The following is an 18,600-nucleotide window of genomic DNA, read 5'->3' on the forward strand; positions in this document are numbered from 1 at the left end:
TTCGGAGAGGAGCGCTGTGCTGCCCGTGACGTTAGGTGGCATATTGGCCGTGTAGAAGCTCCAATTCCCGACAAGTTGATTGGGCCAATGGAGGGGAACGTGGAGGTTCACGTACGGCTGGACGGCCCTGATGACCTGACCACTCAGATCTACCGACAGTTACGGGAGGCCGTGCTCGACGCGCGACTGCGGCCGGGGGAGCGGCTGCCGCCCACCCGCGAGCTGGCGGAGCGGCTCGGCGTCGCCCGCAACACCGTGGCGGCGGCGTACGACCGGCTCACCGCAGAGGGCTTCCTGGTCGGCCGGGTCGGCTCCGGGACGTACGTCGGTGATCGCCGGCTGATCGGCGAGGCGCGGCCCCGGACCGCCCCGGTCGGCCGAGACGTCCGGCCCCGTCCGGTCTGGGAGTCCGTCCCGGAGACGCCCCGGCAGCCCGCTCCGAGGTACGACTTCCGGGTCGGCTTCCCCGACCCGGCGCTGTTTCCTCTCCAGACCTGGCGGCGGCTCGTCGCCCGGCAACTGCGGGCGGCGACGGTCCGGTACCCGGCCTACACCGAACCGGCCGGGCATCCCGGGCTGCGCGCGGCTCTCGCCCGGCACGTCGGCGTATCCCGATCGGTGCGGGCCGGCGCCAACGACGTCCTGGTCACCCAGGGTGCGCAGCAGGCGCTCGACCTGATCGGTCGAGTCCTGATCGAGCCGGGCGACCGGGTGGCGGTGGAGGAGCCGGGCTATCCGCCGGCACGCCGCCTGTTCCGGACCCTCGGCGCCCGGGTGACCGGGGTGCCGGTCGACGCGGAGGGACTCGTCGTCGCCGCGCTGCCGGCCGACAGCCGACTCGTCTACGTCACCCCGTCCCACCAGTTTCCGCTCGGCGTACCGATGTCGCTGGCCCGGCGTACCGCCCTGCTGGACTGGGCGGAGCGGCACGGCGCGGTGGTCGTCGAGGACGACTACGACAGCGAGTACCGGTTCGCCGGCCGCCCGCTGGAACCGTTGCAGAGCCTGGACCGGCACGGTCGGGTGGTCTACGTGGGGTCGTTCTCCAAGACCCTGCTGCCGATGCTGCGGGTCGGCTTCCTGGTCGCGCCGGCCTCGCTGCGGCCCGCGCTGCGCACGGCGCGGCAGCTCACCGACTGGCACGGCGACCTGACCACCCAGGGCGCGCTGGCCGAGTTCATCGACGAGGGTCTGCTGGCCCGGCACATCCGCCGGACCAGCCGGGAGTACGGGGCCCGCCGTGAACGGATCCTGGCCGCCCTGGCCGCGCACCTCGCCGGGCGGCTGCACCCGGTGCCCTCGGCCGCCGGACTCCACCTCGCCGTCCGGCCCGGCCCGGACCCGACCGGGGAGCTGGCCGCGGTGGCGGCGCGGGCCCGCGAGAGCGGGGTCGCGGTGGAGAGCCTGGCCGGCTACTGCGCCGACCGCCCCGCGCAGCCCGGCCTGGTCATCGGGTACGGCGGCATCGCGCTGACCGACATCGACGAGGGAATCCGCCGCCTCGCCGCCGGGTTCGCCCAGCGGTAGCGGGCGCAAATCGGAGGTCGAGTGCCCGCACGAGGAACCGCCACGCGCGGGTGGCTGGGCGTCCTGTCGCCGCTCACCAGGCGACGTTCGGGGCGAGCACCCAGCTCTCGAAAATGATAAATCGTCACTATAGGGATTTCCTATGACGTAAGGCTACAATTCTGTTGGACAGCGACGTTCCCCCTCCACCGCCCGACCAGCGCACCCGGAATCGGACGCGAGCCGGCCCGGCAACAATCCCTCTGCCGTCATCGCGGCCGGCGGAGCCGGAGGAGGCAGCATGTCGCCCACCTCGATCGGCCTGGCCGACGCATCCCACCGACTGCACCGCTGGTTCCGCCACGACGCGCGGTACGACCTGCCGTCCTCGCTCGTCGTCTTCCTGGTCGCGGTGCCGCTGTCGTTGGGCATCGCGGCCGCCTCCAACGCCCCGGTGGCCGCCGGCCTGATCGCCGCCGTGGTCGGCGGGGTGGTCGCCGGCCTGTTCGGCGGGTCGGCGCTCCAGGTCACCGGCCCGGCGGCCGGGCTGACCGTTGTCGTCGCCGAGCTGGTCAGCCGGTTCGGCTGGGCGGCCACCTGCGCGATCACCGCCGCCGCCGGGCTGTTGCAGGTCGGGTTCGGGCTGTGCCGGATCGCCCGGACCGCGCTCGCCCTCTCGCCCGCGATCGTGCACGGCATGCTCGCCGGGATCGGCCTCACGATCGTGCTCGGGCAACTGCACGTACTGCTCGGTGGCGAACCCGGCACCACGCCGGTGCGGAACCTGATCGACCTGCCCGCCCAACTGGCGACCCGGCACGACCACGCGGCCGTGATCGGACTCACGGTGATCGGACTGCTGGTGCTCTGGCCCCGGCTGCCGGCACCGGTACGCCGGATACCCGGCCCGCTCGTCGCCGTCACCCTGGCCACCCTCGCCGCGCTCGTCTGGAACGACGTCGACCTGGCCCGGGTGGAGATGCCCGGGTCGCTGCTGGCCGCCGTACATCTGCCGGCGCTGCCGGCCGGGGACTGGCCGGCGGTCGCCGCCGCGGTACTGACCGTCGCCGTGATCGCCAGCGTGGAGAGCCTGCTCTCCGCCACCGCCGTCGACCGGCTGGCCGCCGACCGGGCCGCCCGGGGCGAACGCCGGACCACCCCGACGAATCTCGATCGGGAGATGATCGGCCAGGGCCTGGCGAACGGCGTCTCCGGGCTGCTCGGCGGGCTTCCCGTCACCGGTGTCATCGTGCGTAGCTCCAGCAACGTCAACGCGGGCGCCCGGACCCGGGCCTCCGCCGTACTGCACGGGGTGTGGGTGCTGCTCTTCGCGGTCCTGCTCGTCGTACTCGTCGAGCGGATCCCGCTGGCCGCACTCGCCGGCCTCCTCGTCGTGGTGGGCCTGCAACTGGTGAAGATCTCCGACATCCGGCGGGTACGCCGGCACCGTGAACTGGCCGTCTACGTCGTCACCGCGCTCGGCGTGGTGGTCCTGAACCTGCTGGAGGGGGTACTGGTCGGACTCGTCCTGGCGGTCGTGCTGATCCTGCGCCGGGTGGTCTGGGCCAGGGTGCACGCCGAGCGGGTACGCGGCGGTCCGGCGGGCCGCGAACACTGGTCCGTGCACGTCGAGGGGACGCTCAGCTTCCTCGCCATCCCACGGCTCTCCGTCGTCCTCGGGCGGGTGCCGCCGGGCAGCACCGTCGACCTGGAACTGGTCACCGACTTCCTGGACCATGCGGCCTTCGACCACCTCGACTCGTGGGTACGCCAGCACGAGACCACCGGCGGCCGGGTACGCCTCGACGAGGTCGGTCCGGCGGCCCTGCGCGGCGACCAGCCCCGGCCGTCCCGGCGGATCCACGCCCTGGTGCCACCGCGCTGGTTCTCACCGTGGTCGAGTTGGCAGGCCCGGCATCCGGACGGAGCGGGTGAGCCGAACCACACCGAGCAGGCGGCCGGATCGGCGCACGCGGCGCTCCGGCCGCTGCACGTCGGGGTACGCGAATACCACCGCCGCTCGGCCGCCCGGCTGCGGCCGTTCCTCACCGAACTGGACGGCCGGCACAGGCCGTACAGTGCCTTTCTGACCTGCGCCGACGCCCTGATAGTGCCGAACGTGATCACCAGCAGCGGGCCGGGTGACCTCTTCACGGTGCGCAATCTCGGCAACCTCGTCCCCGCCGACCATCCGGCGGAGTGCTCGGTTACCGCCGCCGTCTCGTACGCCGTCGAGGTGCTCGCCGTACCGGCGCTGCTGGTCTGCGGGCACTCCGGTTGCGGGGCGATGCAGGGGCTGCTCGGCGGGCGCGACGAGGAGGAGAGTCACGTCGGGCGGTGGCTGCGGTGGGGGCGGCCGAGCCTGGCGGCGTGGCGGGCCGGCCATCCGGTCGGGTCGGCCGCAGCCGGAGACGGCCGCGCCGAGGTCGACCAGTTGGCGATGGTGAACGTCGCCCGCCAGGTCGCGGTGCTCCGGGAGTTCCTCGCCGCCCGTGGCGTCGCGGAGGGGAAGGTGTCGGTGCAGGGGCTCTTCTTCGACATTCCGACCGGAATGCTGCTGGTCCTCGACGAGCAACGGCAGCGGTTCACCTCGCCGCCGGAGCAGGAGTTGGAGATCAACGGCGCCAGTTTCGTCCGGCCCTAGCCAGGAGAGCGAGCCGGGACTGTACTGCCAGGACGATGCGGTGACAAGGGGTCGCTGCCCGCCTTCTCGCCAGCCTCTGTGGAGGGTGCCGGAGAGTGGCGCAGGCAACTCTCAGCGGGCATTCAGCTCCGTCGTCGGTCGGCGTACGTTCACGGTTTGTGAAGAATCTTCCAGAACGGTCGTACCTATCCCGACGCTCGCTGCTGGCCGCCGGTGGCCTGGCCGCCGTCGGCACCGCCGCCCTCGCCGGACCGGCCGCCGCCCGACCCTCCGCCGAGGCAGCCGCCGCCACCCCCGCCGACGCGGCCGTCGACAACCCCCGGGCGGCGATCGCCCGGCTGCTGGACGGCAACCGGCGCTTCGTCCAGGGCCGGGGTCGGCACCCGCACCAGTCGCCCCGGCACATCCACGATCTCGCCGCCGGACAGGACCCGTTCGCGATCCTCGTCGGTTGCGCCGACTCGCGGGTACCCCCGGAGGTCCTCTTCGACCAGGGCCTCGGTGACCTCTTCGACAACCGGGTCGCCGGCAACATCGTCGACACCGTCATGCTCGGCAGCATCGAATACGCCGTCGAGCACTTCGCCCCGCCGGTGTTGGTGGTGCTCGGCCACGAGCGGTGTGGTGCGGTCTCCGCCGCCGTGCAGACGATCGAGAGCGGGGGTACCGCCCCGGGCGCGATCCAGGCGATCGTCGAGGCGCTGCGGCCGGTCGTCGAGCCACTGCTCGGCGGGTCGGGAGACGTGGTGGAGGCGGCGGTCCGGGCCAACGTACTCGCCCAGGCGCGACACCTGGCCGAGGCGAGCGAGATCATCGGCGAGCGGGTGCACGCGGGTGAGCTGGCGATCGTCGGTGCCCGCTACGACCTGGACAGCGGTCGGATCACGCTGCTCGACTGAGGACGCGGAACGCCCGGCCGGCTCGATGACGACGGTGAGCCGACCGGGCACCGGCGAATCGGACCCGGCGGCAACCCGCACGGCAGGACCCGTCTCGGCGCCGCCCGGCTGTGGTACGCGACTCGGGCGTATCCGGGCCGTCCGGCTCTGGTGGGCGGCGGCACGGGTGCATCCGAACGCGTCGCCGGCAATTCGTGAGACCGGTGGCGGCGTTACCGTTCCGTCGCCTGCTGCCACGGGCCGTTGGCCCGGGACCAGAGCGCGGCCCAGCCGCCGCCGGCTAGCCACGACGAGGGCAGCAGCAGCCCGTGCCCCGCGATCCGTTCCCAGAACCCGTCGGGTACGGCACCGAGTTCGACGGCGTCGGGCCAGCTCGACTGCCAGCTCTCGTCCCGGAGCGACGACTGCGGGAAGCCGGGCACCCGTACTCGGCGGCGCGGCACCACGACGGTGACGCGCTCGGCGGAGAACCGGACCGGGGCGGACCCGGGATCGGGCCCTCCGGTGCGCAGACCGCTCCAGGAGGTCACCGCGAGCGCGGCAGCCCGGAGCAGCCCGGCGTGCGGCCGGGACCGTACCCCGTCGGCCAACTCGGGACAGTCCTGCCGGAGCAGGGTGCCCAGGGCGATGCGCACGCGCAACGCGACCAGGTCGGCGGTGCGGGCGATCGCGACGTGCCCGACCCGGGCCACCGGCCGGAGCGAGCCGGGCAGCGGCGCGTCCCGCAGCAGCGGAGCCAGCCGGTCCGGTGCGGGCGGCGACGGCGGAGTCGCTCGACGCGGCAACCCCGGCGACGGGGAACCGACGGTGACGGTCCTCCCTCCGGTCGACCCGGCCGGAACGACCGCGACGGTGGACGGCGCCAGGGTCTGCCACGCACGGGCCAGCGGCCGCTCTCCGCTCGCCCGCCACAGCGCGACCGGGCCGGGCCCGGCCGGGTCGGCCAGGGTGAGCCGGCAGGCCTGGAGCACCGCCCCGGGCGTGGCCCGGCGCAGTGCGGTGAGTGCGTCGTGCGGGTCGGCCGGCGGCGTCGCCGGTGCGCCGGCCAGTCGGGTCGCGAGCAGCGCCAGCACCTCGGCGGCCCGAAGGATGTCCGGTTGGCCGAGCGTGTCGGCCGCCGCCTCGTCGAGGCGGCGGCCGAGGTCGCGCAGCACCCGTACGGCGGAGGCGGGCCGCCGGCCGGTGCGGGGCGCCGCCGCACCGGTCCCGTCGTGCCGGGCGGCGCGGCGCGGCTGCGGGACGGTCCGCTCGGGAAGGGCGAGGTCGGCCAGCCAGGCGGTGGTCCGGTGCCGCAGTGTCGGATCGGGGTCCTGGTTGAACCGGGCGCGGATCTCTTCGAGCCGCCAACCCCGGGCGCTGGGCCGAAGCTCGGCGTTGACCAGGATGCGCCCGTCCGGTGCGCGGAGCGCGACCAGCACGCTCCGGCCCCTGGCCGCGTCCTCGACGTAGTGCGGGCCGGCGATGCAGTTGCCCATGTAGTCGGACCAGTCCGCCAACTGCCGGGCGGTCCGGGCCAGCTCGATCCGCGCGTCGGTGCCGGGCAGCACCGTACCGTCGAAGCGCTCGACCGGCGCCGGGACGGTGAAGGCGCCGGTCAGCGCGGCGGCGATGGTGGCCTGGTCGCTCAGCCCGGCGACGAGTTCCGACCAGCTCCGGCAGCGGGGCGGAAGCTGCCCGCCGAGGTCCACCAGCTGCGCGGCACCGGCGACGGCGAGCGGGATCGACTGCGGTCGGGGTACCAGCGGTTCGTCCGGGGCCGTCGGGTCGGTGTCGGGGACCGGGGCGTGCGGTCGCGGGGTGATCACGGCCGCCGGATGACCGTTCAGCCCGGCGAGCGCGTCGGCGAGTTCGGCGTACCAGAGCAGGTCGCCGATCGTCTCGACCTCGGCCGTCGTGCGGTCCGGTGCGGCGCGCAGCCGCTCGGCCAGCGGCGGGGTCGGATCCGACGAAAGGATCGGCTGCTGGTCCCAGTGGGCGGGCCGGTCCGGCGAGAGGTAGCCGACCCGGTGCCGCCAGACGTCCAGCGGGCTGCCGGCCCAGGCGGCGAGGTGTGCGTGCGCCGAGGCGGAGTCCAGCCCGGCGGTCGAGGTGACGAACTGCGCCACGACGTCCAGCATGATCCGGCCGTAGTCCCGGGCCCGGGCCAGCCGTTGGTCCAGGTAGGGCGCCCAGCGCGGATCGGGCGGTTCGCCGGGCGCGGTCCGGGCGAGGATGTCCCGCAGGTACGACCCGGGTCGGGCCGGCAGCCCGGTCAGCCCCGATATCCGCCGCGCCGACCTCGATGCCTCGGGCGGGGAGAGTTCGGCGACGGCCGCCTCGATCTCGTGCCGGTGTGCGGTCAGGGCCGCGTCCAGACCACGGTCGACCGCGCTCACCGCGACCCGGGCCAGCACCGTCGCCGCCATGGCGTCCTGGAGCACCCGGTTCGCGCGGGTCAGCCAGTAACCGGGCGACGGCTGCCACAGTGCGGCCCGGAGGATCGTCGGCTCGCCCCACAGTTCGGTACGCAACCGCTCGGTCAGTTCGTCCTCCTCGTACCGCTGGTAGCGGACGGTGAGGTCGGCGCTGCGGTCCTGCCGGCCCTGCGACGCGCGCAGCCGCTCTCGCCGCACCTGCTGGACACCGTGCGCGCAGACCCGCTGCCAGAGGTCGGTCAGCAGGGCGAGGCGGCGTGGCCGGGGCACCTCCCGGAGCACCCGGGTCAGGTGCCCGCCCACCACCGAGGGGAGCCCGCCCGGGAACGGATCGACCCCGTCCGGCGCCCGCAGTTCGAGTATCCGGACGAGCTGTTCCGGTCCGAGTACGTCGCTCGCCGCGACCGCGAACCGCAGCACCGGCCACCGGCCCTCGTCGAGTACGGCCTGCGCGGCGGCGCCGAGCGGCTTCGTCGCGTCCGGGCCGAACAGTGCGACGAGTACGGCCCGCCGGTCGCCGAGCCGCCCGCCCAGCGCCGGCACCAGCAGGGCGGACAGTACGGCGTCCCGGCGGTCTCCGGCGGCGCCCTCGGTACGGGCCGACCGGAACCCGTCACCGAGGTCGACGCCGGCACCGGCGGCCAGCACACCGCCGACCGTGACCAGCCGGCCGAGTTCCGCGACCGCCCGCTCGGCACCCTCCGGGGTGGCCGAACGGGGCCCCAACACGACCGGGCTGCCCGGGGCGAGTTCCGGGGAGGGCGCGACGGCCCGGCCACGCGGTCCGGCGGCCCAGACCCGCATGTCCGGCCCCGGCACCACCCCACCCGACAGCCGCAGTGTCACGAGTTCATGATCCTCGTGCTGTCCAATCCATTTACCGAGCCCGGAGTTCGCGGCGACCCGCCAGAGGTGCCTGCGCCGCGTCGGCTGCCGGACGAGGTCCGCCCGGGTTCACGGCGACGCCAGGACGCGACGGGCGTACCAGTCACGCTCCGGCAGGGCACAGCAAACGGCCCGAGCCTCCGGGGAGAGGGGAGGCTCGGGCCGCTGCCTGCCAGCCGGTTCGGGTTACGGCTGGCAGGGGCACTCACAGCGCCAGTCGCGTAGCGCGGCGGCCGGGTGCCGGTCCGGGTCAACCTCAATGCAAAGGTGCTCCTGGTCCCCGGCGGCCAGCGCGGTGGCGCACCGGACGCACAGATGGACCGGCAACGACGGGTTGATCACCTTCGGGTCGGACATCCAGGTCACGGGGGCGGGCCTGGAGCTCGTAGGCGGTACGGGCTGGTGCGGTAGGTCGTCACTGAACACGCGTCACCCCCTCGTCGGGAAACGGCAGGTCCGGCCACGGAGCCCTAGTCGCGTAGCCGGCCTCCTCCCCGGCCCACACGTTGACCCGGGCACCGGGAACGTGGCGGGGGGAGGGGAGCAGGTCCACCCGGTGGCGGGAGCACTTCCCGAGGTTGCCGGCCCGGGGACCGAACGCGAGCGGGCTCATGCCTGGCCCCCGCTCATCTCGTGCTGGACCACGATCGCGGACGGCAGGCGGAGGCCGTAGAGCTGTACCCGGTCCCGCTCTAGGGTGGCCAGGAGGGACAGGGTCCGGACGGTGTCCTGTATGGACAGCTCCGGGGATTCCAGGAGCGTGTTACAGCGCCGCATCCATCCGTTGATCCGCGTCTCTGACTGGCGTCGGAGGGTGTCCGCTTCGTGCGCCGGAATGCTTCCCAGTGCGTCCCGGACACGTCGCGCGGCGGTTGCGCGGCTCACCTGGAGGCGGTCCGCGATCACGTCGATGGAGTGGCCCGCGTTGCTCAGTTCCAGGGCCTCAAGCTCCTGTTGCCGCTTCTGGCCGTTGGTCAATCGGGACATAGTCTCATGGTACGTGAATAAGTCTTACGTAACCATCCTAAAGCCTCACTAACGGACATACTAAGTCTCGGGGGAGACACCATAATGACGCTTATTACTACACCGGGGCTGGGGGAGTCATGCGGCGACTAAGTCACCACCTTGCCGGCCGCGCGCAGCGTCAGCGGCGTGAAGGGTTGGCACGGCGGACCGCCGGAGACGAACTCAAGCCAGAAAAAGGCAGGCCATCGGGGCGGGGAGAGTGCAGGGGCACGCAGGGACACACAGGGCCATGCAGGGACCTGCCTACCGCGTTTGTGGGTACGCGTGCCAGAATCGATCCGACCGACGAAGTCATAACCTCAGTCAACTTGCTGTTGTGTGAGGTTGTGACTAACGGTCCAGGAGACGGAGAGTCCCCCCGCCCCATGCTTGCAGGCCCGAGGCGAGGGATCTCCCGAAGGTGGCCCTGCCTAACCCGTTGGGTTAGGTGGGGCCGCTCCAGCTTCCGGACAAGATCGCGTCCATCAGCCGAACTAGCTCCGTGGCGATCCTGATCATCAGGATTGCCACGTCCCCCGTCTTCCGGTCTCGACCGGACGGCGGTTGTTGCTGCGGACCGGGTGTCCCTGGGGGGTCTGCCATCGCTACCTCCTTCCCCCTCGCGATCGAGGGAAGGTCCCTCGCTCGCGGCGGGAAGGGAGGTGGCTTAGCGCCGGTCCTACACCGCTGGATGCGGTGCTGGGGGACAGCGTAATGCGTACCGCTGCCATGTATGGCCACCCCCTACCGGATGGCCGACAGGCTCCGGACGGTCCATGGCGGACAGATGGCCGTCTACCTGCGGTTTCTTAAAACGCGTCCGCTGGACCATTCGAGGTGATCGCACAGCCGTTCGAATAAGGAGGGTTTAGATGTGTTCCCCGAGAGTCAAAGTGGTTCCCCCAAGTCAAGGTCATCGCGTGGACGCATTTTGAGTTACCGGAGGACGTACCGTGGTCGACTGTCCCCGGCCAGGCGGCCAGGTGGACAGACAGAGGACACCGAGCCTCCGGGCCGGGACACCCCGGGATGATGTCCTTCCCCAGAACCCTTCTTCGGCTGTCCGCCGGGGACATGTCCCGGCCCGGTGTCCTGTCCCGGTAGGTAGTCGTCCACGACCACCTTGAGGAGAGCCGGGGCGAAAGCGGGCCAGGTCGTGTCCCGAACCGGTAACCCAGGTACCCGGGCGAAACACCCGTGACCAGGGGAAATGGAGTAGGGCAACCTAGGTTATAGAGCAGCGGGGCCAAGGCAGGTACCTGCCTTAAATGCCTGTGACCAGGGGAAATGCGCTCCGGCAAGGTACCCTGCCCGTGTCCTAGGTCCGACGGCCGAATCAATCTCCAACTCCGGGTCGTAGGGCACCACCGCAACCTCCCTGGCCCGTGTCCCGGGACACCTCGTGGACGAACTGGGACGTGTCCCAGTTCTCACACGACCGTCAGGACAACGGGAAAGGGCCGGGGGACACGGGGACATCAGGACACCGGGACAGACTCCCGCCGGACACGCTGAGCGTCCCGGAGCCGGGACACAGGAGCCCATGTCCCGGACAGCTCCAGGACACAGCGCGCGTCCCGGGCGGACATGTCCACCGGGACACCGCACAGCTCCAGTTCGGCCAGCAGCTCCGCCCGGGTCGCTGGGATACGCCAGTCCTCCACCGGGTCCGGTGGTTGCTCCCAGCCGCTCAGGCAGGCCACGGGTACGCCTCCGTGACGGCGGACAGGACCCGGCGGTGGTTCCGCATCCAGCGCGGGTCGAACGGCTCCGCCTGGACATGGATCCATTCGTAGCTGCCCGCCAGCCGGCGGCAGTGCGCGGACCGGTGCGTCAGGTCGCCGGGCTTGTAGTACGGCCCCTCCATCGTGCCGGCCCCGTGCCAGTGCCACCGTCCGCACGGCCGGCACGGCACCAGCAACGCGAGCGGGGTCTGTCCGCCTTGTGGCTGGCCCGGCCGGAGGTAGCCGGGAACGGTGGTCGGGTTCGTCATGGTGATCTCCTCGGGTAGTGGGTCGGGGACGGCTGGCATGTCCGCCAGCGGGGGGCGGACTGTTCACGATCGGCGTATGGGCCAGACCGGCAGGACTGCTCACCGGGTCGGCCAGGGGAGCGGACGACCGTCCCCCGAAGTTCGGTTCTGATCTCTGTCCCCGGGCGCCCCGGACCGTCCCCCGTCCCGCGTCCCCCTAGGGACGGGGGACGGGGGACGGTGGGACGGACCGTCCCCGCGTCCCCGGGGGACGGTGGGGGACAGTGGGGGACGGTCATCCCTGTTCGTTCTCGTTCTCCTGGCCGTCCGGTTCCGGGGCCAGCCGCTGGAGTAGCTAGTTGCGGGCGCCGCGTTCCACCACCACCCGGCCGTTGAGGACCAGCCAGTCCAACGCCTGCCCGATGTCTCCCTTACGGTTGCCAGCACAGCCGGCCTGGACCTCCCGCACGCTGAGCGCCCGGCCCTGCTTCTCCAGCACGGCCAGCACGGCGGCCACCGCCTTCCGCAGCGACACCGGAACCGGGTTGGTGTCCTCCTCCGGGGAGGTCTCCTCCGGCGGCGGGAAGAACGCCACCCGCATCTCCCCGTCCCTGGCATCCCCCACCAGGTCCCCGAGGTGCATCAGCCCCGGGTGGGCGCCCGTGCCGCTCCAGGGCACCGCGTACTGCCGGAGGCCGTCGTTACGGTCCTTCCCGAGCAGCACCCGCGTACGGCCACGCCGGTTGATCCCCCAGGGCTGGTCACGCTCCAGCAGGAACATGGCCCCGGTGAGCCCAGCGAGTTTGTGTTGCGCGCCGATGGCGTACCCGCCACGGGCCTCCCGGTTCTTCACCACGTGGTCCGTTGCCAGCGTGGCCGCTCCGACGTTGAGCGCCGGGCGGATCAGGATCCGCCGCCAGGTGGCGCTATCCGTCTGCCCGAGCGGATCCAGCCCGAGGAGCGTCATCCCTTCCGTCACGCCGTCATAGATCACCAGGTCCGCCGGTCCGGTCGGCAACTGGAGGAGCGCCGGCAGGCGGTCTCCGACGGCCTTGCTCCCCTCCGGCCGTACGTACCGGAACTGGTCCGGCCGGAGGCGGTCCCGGTGGCAACCCATGTTCAGGAGCCGGCCCACGATGGTTCCCGCGTCATCCTCAAAGTCCACGTACAGCACCCGGCCACCATTGAGCAGCACGGCCCAGACCTGGAGCAGCGCGAACCACGTCTTACCCGTCTCCGGCTCCGCCGCTATCGCGTGCTCCTTGCCCCGGTATAGCAGCGGTACGCCGTCCTCCCGCCGGCCCAGCACCGGTAGGACCGGCTTCCACCGGCCAGCCAGGATCTCCGACAGGTCCACCGGCTCCCAGCCCTGCGGGCCGTCCTCCTCGGCGCCCTCCTGGCCGAACACGTCCCCGGGGACGGTGGGGGACGGTCGCTCCGCCTTCCAATCTCCGGCGGCGGACCGGAACGCGGACCGGATGGTGTCTCCGGCCTGCCAGGTCCGCCCGTCGTACTCCGTGTGCTCCAGGGCGGCCAGGAGGAACCCTTCCGCCTGCTCCTCGCTCCAGTAGTCCGGGATGAAGTGGGACAGCACCTTGGCGGCGGAGTTGAGCTTGACGTTGATCTCCCCGTCCCGGGCCGTGCGTAGCTTCTCCAGGTACGGCCGGCAGAACGTCCGAGCCGGCTCCTCAGTGAAGGTCCGCCGCACGGTGGTCTCCCGGATCCGGCTCACGTCCGCCCGGTCCGCGAACGGTGCGGCCGGCTCCGGGGCCGGCTCCGGGCTCGGGGCCTGGAGTAGAGCGGCCTCCAGGTCCGCCAGGGTGTACGCCGGACCGTGGGCGGAGAGGACCCGGCACGGCTCGGCCCCGCCGTTCTTTCGGTTCGTGGTCCCCGGCAAGCGGAAGACCCGGGCCAGGTCCCGTACCGTGTCGATCTTCCATGGGCCGAGGTGCTTCGCCCACGCCTTGACGTGCTTATCCAGCGAGTCCGCGACGTGTGCGGCCCACTCCAGGTGACCGGGCTCGGTGAGGTCCACCGGCTCCGACAGTCGCCAGTACGGGTACCGTCCGCCGCCGCTGTGCACCCACGCGGACGGCTCCGGCAGTCCCGCCTTCTCCAGGAGTCGGGCCAGGTCCGCGTCCGTCTCCGGGTACCCGGCGGCCTTGTGGTTCGGGCCGGCCAGGTCCAGATCCATTGCCAGGGCCACGCACGCGGCGGAGTCCTCTACCTTCCCCCGTCCCGAGGCCAGTTCCGGCCGCAGCGTGGTCAGTCGGTGGTACACCCCCACTCCGCCGGCCGCGTCCAGCTTCTCCGCGTAGGCCGCCGCCGCCGCCTCGCTGGTCGTGGCGAACGTCCGTCCCCGCCAGTTATCGGCGTGACCACCGATCCAGATCACACCCTTCGGCTTCTCGCCGTAGAGCCAGGTCAGCCACTCCAGCGCGGTAGAATCGATCTCAGCTTCGTTGTTGTGGAGGCCGTTCCGGGGGTCAGCCGGGGCGGCCTTCGTCGCATCGGTCATCGGTGGCTCACCACCGGAGCGAAGATCGTGCGGAGGCGGGCCATCTGATCCGGAGTTAGCTCCGGCGCCCGATCCACCACGGCCCCGATGTGCGCGTCGAGTGAGTGCGCGACGCGGCCCGCTCTACGGGCACGTTCCCGACGCTGCTCAGGGGTGAGCGTCGTAGACGCTGCCATGTCTGCTCCCGGAGATACGGGAACGCCGAGCGAAGATCAGCACGTCTAGTGGTGACCTCTGCTCGGCGTTCCCGTCCGGGGTCCGCGCCGTTCGCGTTTCCTCAGCCCGGATCTCACCTCGGAAGGTGTCGGCCACCCATCCGGGTGGCCTCATCCGTGACCGCATCCACGCTAGCGTCAGCGTTCGTTGCTGCCTCCAGTCTAGTCGGCTAGCTACCGGCGAACAAGCCGACTAGCTCTCTCATATGCCGCTCTACCTGGGACTTTACTAAGTCCTTAGTAGATCCCCGCTCCTGACCAGGGGAGACCGTAGATTTTCCTGCCCGACCTAGTTACGCTGTCACCCGATACACGGGAGCGCCAGCACCCGGGCATACCATGCGGTGGTGTCGTCGATCAGATCCCACTTCCCGCAGGTCGGATCCGCTCCACCCGCCGGCCGACCCGGCGGTGCCGGATGCTGAGCACGGGCGTCGTCACGGCGTACGCGGGCGGAGCGCTGGATCGCGCGGGTGGGCTGCGGCGGGACGCCGACGGACTGCGCCGGCTCTTCGGAAGTGAACGGGCCGAGGTGGTGCCGCTCTGGCGGGACCGCTGCCTGGTGGCGCGGGACGCGGTGCTGCGGTTGGTCGGCGACGGCAGGCGCGGGTTGCCGGACGGGCTCGGCGAACCGGTCTTCCTCGGTCTCGACGACGGTCGACATCACGACGGTCGACGCCACGACGGTCGACGTGTCGACGGTCGACGTGTCGACGGCCGACGTCTCGACGACGTTCGACCGGTGTTCGCCGTCGACCTCAGCGACCTCTCCGATGAGGAGGCACTCGCCGCGGTCGGCGCCGACCGGACGATGGACGTACGCCGGCTGGTGCACCGGCTCGACCCGGCCGAGGCTGCCGTGCTCGGGTATGCCCGCGGGCTCTGCCACTGGCACCGCAACCAGCGGTTCTGCGGCACCTGTGGCAGCCCGGCCCGGTCGGTGCAGGGCGGTGCGGCCCGGCAGTGCACGGGCTGCGACCAGGTTCTCTTCCCCCGGATCAGCCCAGCGGTGATCATGCTGGTGGAGCTGCCCGGCCCGCCGGCCCGCTGCTTGCTGGCTCGGCACGCGGGGGCGGGGGAGGACTCCTTCGCGCTGCTTGCCGGTTTCTTGGAGGTCGGGGAGAGCCTGGAGGACGCGGTACGCCGGGAGGTGGCCGAGGAGGCCGGGCTGGCCGTCGACTCGGTACGGTACTTCGGCTCGCAGCCGTGGCCGTTCCCGTCCGGTCTGATGGTGGGTTTCTTCGCCACGGCCAGGGACGAGATGACCACCGTGGACGGCGAGGAGCTGCTGGAGACCCGCTGGTTCAGCCGGGCGGAGCTGCGGGACCGGCGGGCGGCGCGCGGCCGGCTCGGCAACCCGGACTCGATCGACCGGCTGCTGCTGGAGACCTGGCTCGACGCCGCCCCGTAACGCCCGGCTCTGGACCGTCCGCTGCCCCGGACCCCGCGTAACGCCCGGCTCTGGACCGTCCGCTGCCCGGGACCCCGCGTAACGCCCGGCTCCGAACCGTCCGCTGACCCGGAGACGGACGTCCCCGCCCCGCGAGAGCATCGCCCGGGACGACGATCGCGCGGAGCGGGGACGACGAGGGTCAGCGCAGCCGTGCCGGTGCGGAGTCGAGCCCGCCCCGGACGCTGACCGCCCGTACCGCCACCGACTCGGTCTCGGTCTTGCTGACCCGCAGCGTCACCCGCTGCTTCTTCCCACCGTCCAGGAAGAACTGCGGAGCCTCGCCGACCAGCCGGGCGCCCTGCACCTGCACGGTGTCCGGAGCCACGATCTTGACTTCCTTCGCCCGCTCCAGCGCGGTCGGGATCCGGCCGGTGTTGGTGACGGTGGCGGTGATCTCGTGGGTCGCGCCGTCGCTCTGCCCGGCCCGGAGCTTGCGCACGCCGACCTGCGAGAGCGCCACCTGCGGCAGCGACTCGGTCAGGTAGATGTTGAACCGGGCCTGGTTCGCCGCCCACTGCCCGATCAGGTCGGGCGAGGGATTCTGTGCCCAGAACTTCGGGTTGATCCCGCCGACCTCGACGGCACCGAGCTTCGGGTGCTGGATCTTGGTCCAGGGCAGGAAGCAGTTGGTACGCCGGTTCTCCACGCACCACCGCGACCGTTCCCAGTCGGCGAACCGCTCGTCTTTGTCGTAGTCGACGAAGTCGCCGCCGTTCCAGATCTCGTCGCCGTACCAGACGGCGCCGTACTGGAAGTAGCCGAAGTCGGGGCCGTGCCCGAAGAGCGCCTCCGGGTCGCCGCCGTTGCGGGTGGCGTAGTCGATGTAGACGCTGCCGGAGTAGCGGTAGCCGGTGAAGCCGACACCGGCCCGGTCGAAGTGCTCGTAGAGCTTGCGGTCGCCGGTGTACATGCACTCGACCGGGTCGCAGGTCGAGGGGCCGCGCAGGTGCATCGGTACCCGGGTGTCCATGCTGTTCACCGCGCCGATGTTGGTGTGCGACATCAGCCAGGTGTAGACGTGCCGGGTCTCCGGCTCCGACAGCGGGTACTCGCCGGCGCCCACCTGGGTGAGGTTCCGGCCGGTCTCGTCGTACCCGGGCATGACGTGCCAGTTGTACGGGTAGTTCCGGTGCAGGTCGAGGCCGCCGACGCCGTCCTCGTTGTCCCGGCCGTCGCCGTCGTTGTCGACGCCCTCGGAGAACATCAGGTAGTCGCCGTTGCCGGCACCGACGTTGCGCATCACGACTCCGGCCGGGTCGCGGTCGTCGACGACGTGGGTGCCCTTGCCGGCGCCGACGTGCTGGCGCAGCTGCCCGAGGTAGCCGTCGCCGTTGAGGTCCTCGCCGGGGTCCTCGTCGAGCCTGCCGTCGGCGTCGTTGTCGGTCGGCCGGACCGACGACCGGTTGGTCTGCGCGGTGTAGAGGTAGAGGTTGTGCCCGTCCGGGTTGTTCACCGGCCGGATGTAGACGGTCTTGGTGTCGAGGATCCGGTCCACCTGCCGGTCCTTGCCGGCCCGGCTGATCAGGTGGTGCGCCAGCCAGAGCGAGCTCTCGGCCGAGGAGACCTCGCCGGAGTGCCGGTTGCCCTCGAAGAACGCGGCCGGCTTGTCGGTGTCCTTGCCGGTGGACTTGTCGGTGATGGTGAGCTGGTAGATCGGCTCGCCGCCGAAGCTCTCGCCGACGATGTGGAGGTCGACGATGTCCGGCCGCTGGTGCGCCCACTTCTTCAGCCACCACTGGATCTCGATCCCGGTGTGGAAGTGGTCGAAGTCCATCTGGCCCGGCTGCTTCGGCTGGACCTGCGGGTACCGTACGACGTCGAAGGTGCTCTCCCCGTCGCGCTCCCCGGCGATGGTGATGGTCGGGGTGGTCGGGGTGACGCTGCCGGGGAACGGGCCGGGGTCCGCCGCCGGCTGCAACCCGATCGTGTACGTCGGCGCGGCGGAGAGTTCGGCGTCGTCGAGTGCGACCGGGTCGCCGGTACCCCACAGGGGCGTACTGGCCAGCACGACGGCGGCGCCCGCCAGCAGGGTCACCAGCTTCGGGGTCGGCCGCCGGGCGGGTCGGGGTACCGGCGGGGCCGGCTGGCCGGGATCGGGTCGGTCGGGTGCGGAGCGGGTGATCTCGGAGCCCACGGTAGATCTCCTGTCGTCACTTCGGTGACCGTCTGCCGGGTCGGCAGGATGATGGCCACTTTCCGTGTCGGGGGCGCCACCCAACGTGTACTCACTTGTGATCATGCTAATCGAGGCGTGTGCCGGTGTAAATATCCGGTGCTGGTGGCGGGGGTGGACGGTCCCGTCGGGCCCGCCGTCGCCCGTGACGGGGCGCCGATAAATCTTCAGCCGTGGTTGATCACCCTTGCTACGCTCCCCGCCGTTGCTCGCGATAACGGGGGTTCCTGATGACTGTTCGTTCTGTTCGTACCGGCCTCGTCGCCCTCTCCCTGGCGACCGTCGCCGTACTCGGTGCCGGCTGCCAGCCGGACGAGTCGACCACCGACGCGGCCGGTACGCCGACCGCGGCTCCGACCACCGCCGCACCGAGCCCGACCGCCGCGCCGAACACCAAGGAGGTGTGCGAGGCGGTCACCGACATCTTCCTGGACGGCAGCGTCAAGATCGCCGACGACTCGGTGAAGGCGATCGAGAAGCAGTTGAGCGTGGCGCAGCAGGAGAAGCAGCTCCAGACCACGCTGACCGGGCTCGCCGGCCAGTTGGAGGCCGAGGCCGCCAAGGCGACCGACCCGAAGGTCAAGGCGCTGGTCGAGGGGATCGTCGCCGACATCGAGTCCGGCGCGAAGTCCGGTGACCCGGTGAAGTTCCTCCAGGGCGAGTTCGTGCAGGTGGGCACGAGGATCGACAAGGAGTGCATCGGCTGACCCCGGTGCCGGTGGCGGCGGCCCGGGAGTCGACGGTGGCGGCGCCACGCGGAGCTGACGGTGGACGTTCGCCGGCTTCCGGGCCGCCCGCCACCGCCGCGCGGTGGCCGGAGGGTCGGCGGTCGGCCGGGGGCAGCGGGCATGATGGGCGGGTGTCGTGCCGGCCGATCCGGAGCCGGCGACGTACGACCCGGGAGACAGGAAGA

The 18,600-nt window shown here is 71.8% G+C and carries 10 protein-coding genes; 5 read left to right on the forward strand and 5 right to left on the reverse strand.

Going from position 1 to position 18,600, the window contains the following annotated elements; translation table 11 throughout:
- Positions 1-99 precede the first annotated feature (99 nt).
- The 3 genes from C6W10_RS13375 (at position 100) to C6W10_RS13385 (ending at position 5,049) form a co-directional block, all read left to right on the forward strand.
- The gene (locus C6W10_RS13375; protein WP_107263915.1) at positions 100-1,527 is read left to right on the forward strand and encodes a PLP-dependent aminotransferase family protein; all 1,428 of its coding nucleotides are present in this window, start codon (positions 100-102) and stop codon (positions 1,525-1,527) included.
- Between the two features lie 280 nt (positions 1,528-1,807).
- Positions 1,808-4,150: a SulP family inorganic anion transporter gene (locus C6W10_RS13380; RefSeq protein ID WP_107258359.1), complete on the forward strand. Its 2,343-nt coding sequence runs from the start codon at positions 1,808-1,810 to the stop codon at positions 4,148-4,150.
- A 158-nt stretch (positions 4,151-4,308) separates the two neighbouring features.
- Positions 4,309-5,049, forward strand: a complete 741-nt coding sequence (locus tag C6W10_RS13385; protein WP_234361740.1) for a carbonic anhydrase — start codon at positions 4,309-4,311, stop codon at positions 5,047-5,049.
- Between the two features lie 212 nt (positions 5,050-5,261).
- Here the strand turns inward: C6W10_RS13385 and C6W10_RS13390 are convergent, their stop codons facing one another.
- The 4 genes from C6W10_RS13390 to C6W10_RS13415 form a co-directional block, all read right to left on the reverse strand.
- Positions 5,262-8,309: a hypothetical protein gene (locus C6W10_RS13390; RefSeq protein WP_107258360.1), complete on the reverse strand. Its 3,048-nt coding sequence runs from the start codon at positions 8,307-8,309 to the stop codon at positions 5,262-5,264.
- A gap of 648 nt (positions 8,310-8,957) precedes the next feature.
- Positions 8,958-9,335 carry a helix-turn-helix domain-containing protein gene (locus tag C6W10_RS13400; protein WP_107258362.1) on the reverse strand — a complete coding sequence of 126 codons (378 nt, stop codon included), beginning with the start codon at positions 9,333-9,335 and terminating at the stop codon, positions 8,958-8,960.
- A gap of 1,711 nt (positions 9,336-11,046) precedes the next feature.
- The gene (locus C6W10_RS13410; protein WP_159104571.1) at positions 11,047-11,349 is read right to left on the reverse strand and encodes a hypothetical protein; all 303 of its coding nucleotides are present in this window, start codon (positions 11,347-11,349) and stop codon (positions 11,047-11,049) included.
- A 334-nt stretch (positions 11,350-11,683) separates the two neighbouring features.
- Positions 11,684-13,846, reverse strand: coding sequence for an AAA family ATPase (locus tag C6W10_RS13415; RefSeq protein ID WP_107258365.1), 2,163 nt, complete (start codon positions 13,844-13,846; stop codon positions 11,684-11,686).
- A gap of 633 nt (positions 13,847-14,479) precedes the next feature.
- Here C6W10_RS13415 and nudC point away from each other — a divergent pair.
- Complete coding sequence (nudC, locus tag C6W10_RS13420; RefSeq protein WP_107258366.1) at positions 14,480-15,472, forward strand: NAD(+) diphosphatase; 993 nt, start codon at positions 14,480-14,482, stop codon at positions 15,470-15,472.
- 181 nt (positions 15,473-15,653) lie between these two features.
- Here the strand turns inward: nudC and C6W10_RS13425 are convergent, their stop codons facing one another.
- A complete protein-coding gene (locus C6W10_RS13425) occupies positions 15,654-17,648 on the reverse strand; it encodes a M14 family metallopeptidase (protein WP_199853929.1) in 1,995 nt (664 codons plus the stop codon).
- A 269-nt stretch (positions 17,649-17,917) separates the two neighbouring features.
- Between C6W10_RS13425 and C6W10_RS13430 the strand changes: the two genes are divergently transcribed.
- Positions 17,918-18,394, forward strand: a complete 477-nt coding sequence (locus tag C6W10_RS13430; RefSeq protein ID WP_107258367.1) for a hypothetical protein — start codon at positions 17,918-17,920, stop codon at positions 18,392-18,394.
- Positions 18,395-18,600 lie beyond the last annotated feature (206 nt).

Origin of the sequence: Plantactinospora sp. BB1, from assembly GCF_003030385.1 — a bacterium.
Taxonomy (GTDB): domain Bacteria; phylum Actinomycetota; class Actinomycetes; order Mycobacteriales; family Micromonosporaceae; genus Plantactinospora.

Bases quoted from the DNA above. Each gene is read 5' to 3' on its own strand.
- C6W10_RS13400 (WP_107258362.1), bottom strand. From the start codon at position 9,335: ATGTCCCGATTGACCAACGGCCAGAAGCGGCAACAGGAGCTTGAGGCC.
- nudC (WP_107258366.1), top strand. From the start codon at position 14,480: ATGCTGAGCACGGGCGTCGTCACGGCGTACGCGGGCGGAGCGCTGGAT.
- C6W10_RS13410 (WP_159104571.1), bottom strand. From the start codon at position 11,349: ATGACGAACCCGACCACCGTTCCCGGCTACCTCCGGCCGGGCCAGCCA.
- C6W10_RS13380 (WP_107258359.1), top strand. From the start codon at position 1,808: ATGTCGCCCACCTCGATCGGCCTGGCCGACGCATCCCACCGACTGCAC.
- C6W10_RS13415 (WP_107258365.1), bottom strand. From the start codon at position 13,846: ATGACCGATGCGACGAAGGCCGCCCCGGCTGACCCCCGGAACGGCCTC.
- C6W10_RS13430 (WP_107258367.1), top strand. From the start codon at position 17,918: ATGACTGTTCGTTCTGTTCGTACCGGCCTCGTCGCCCTCTCCCTGGCG.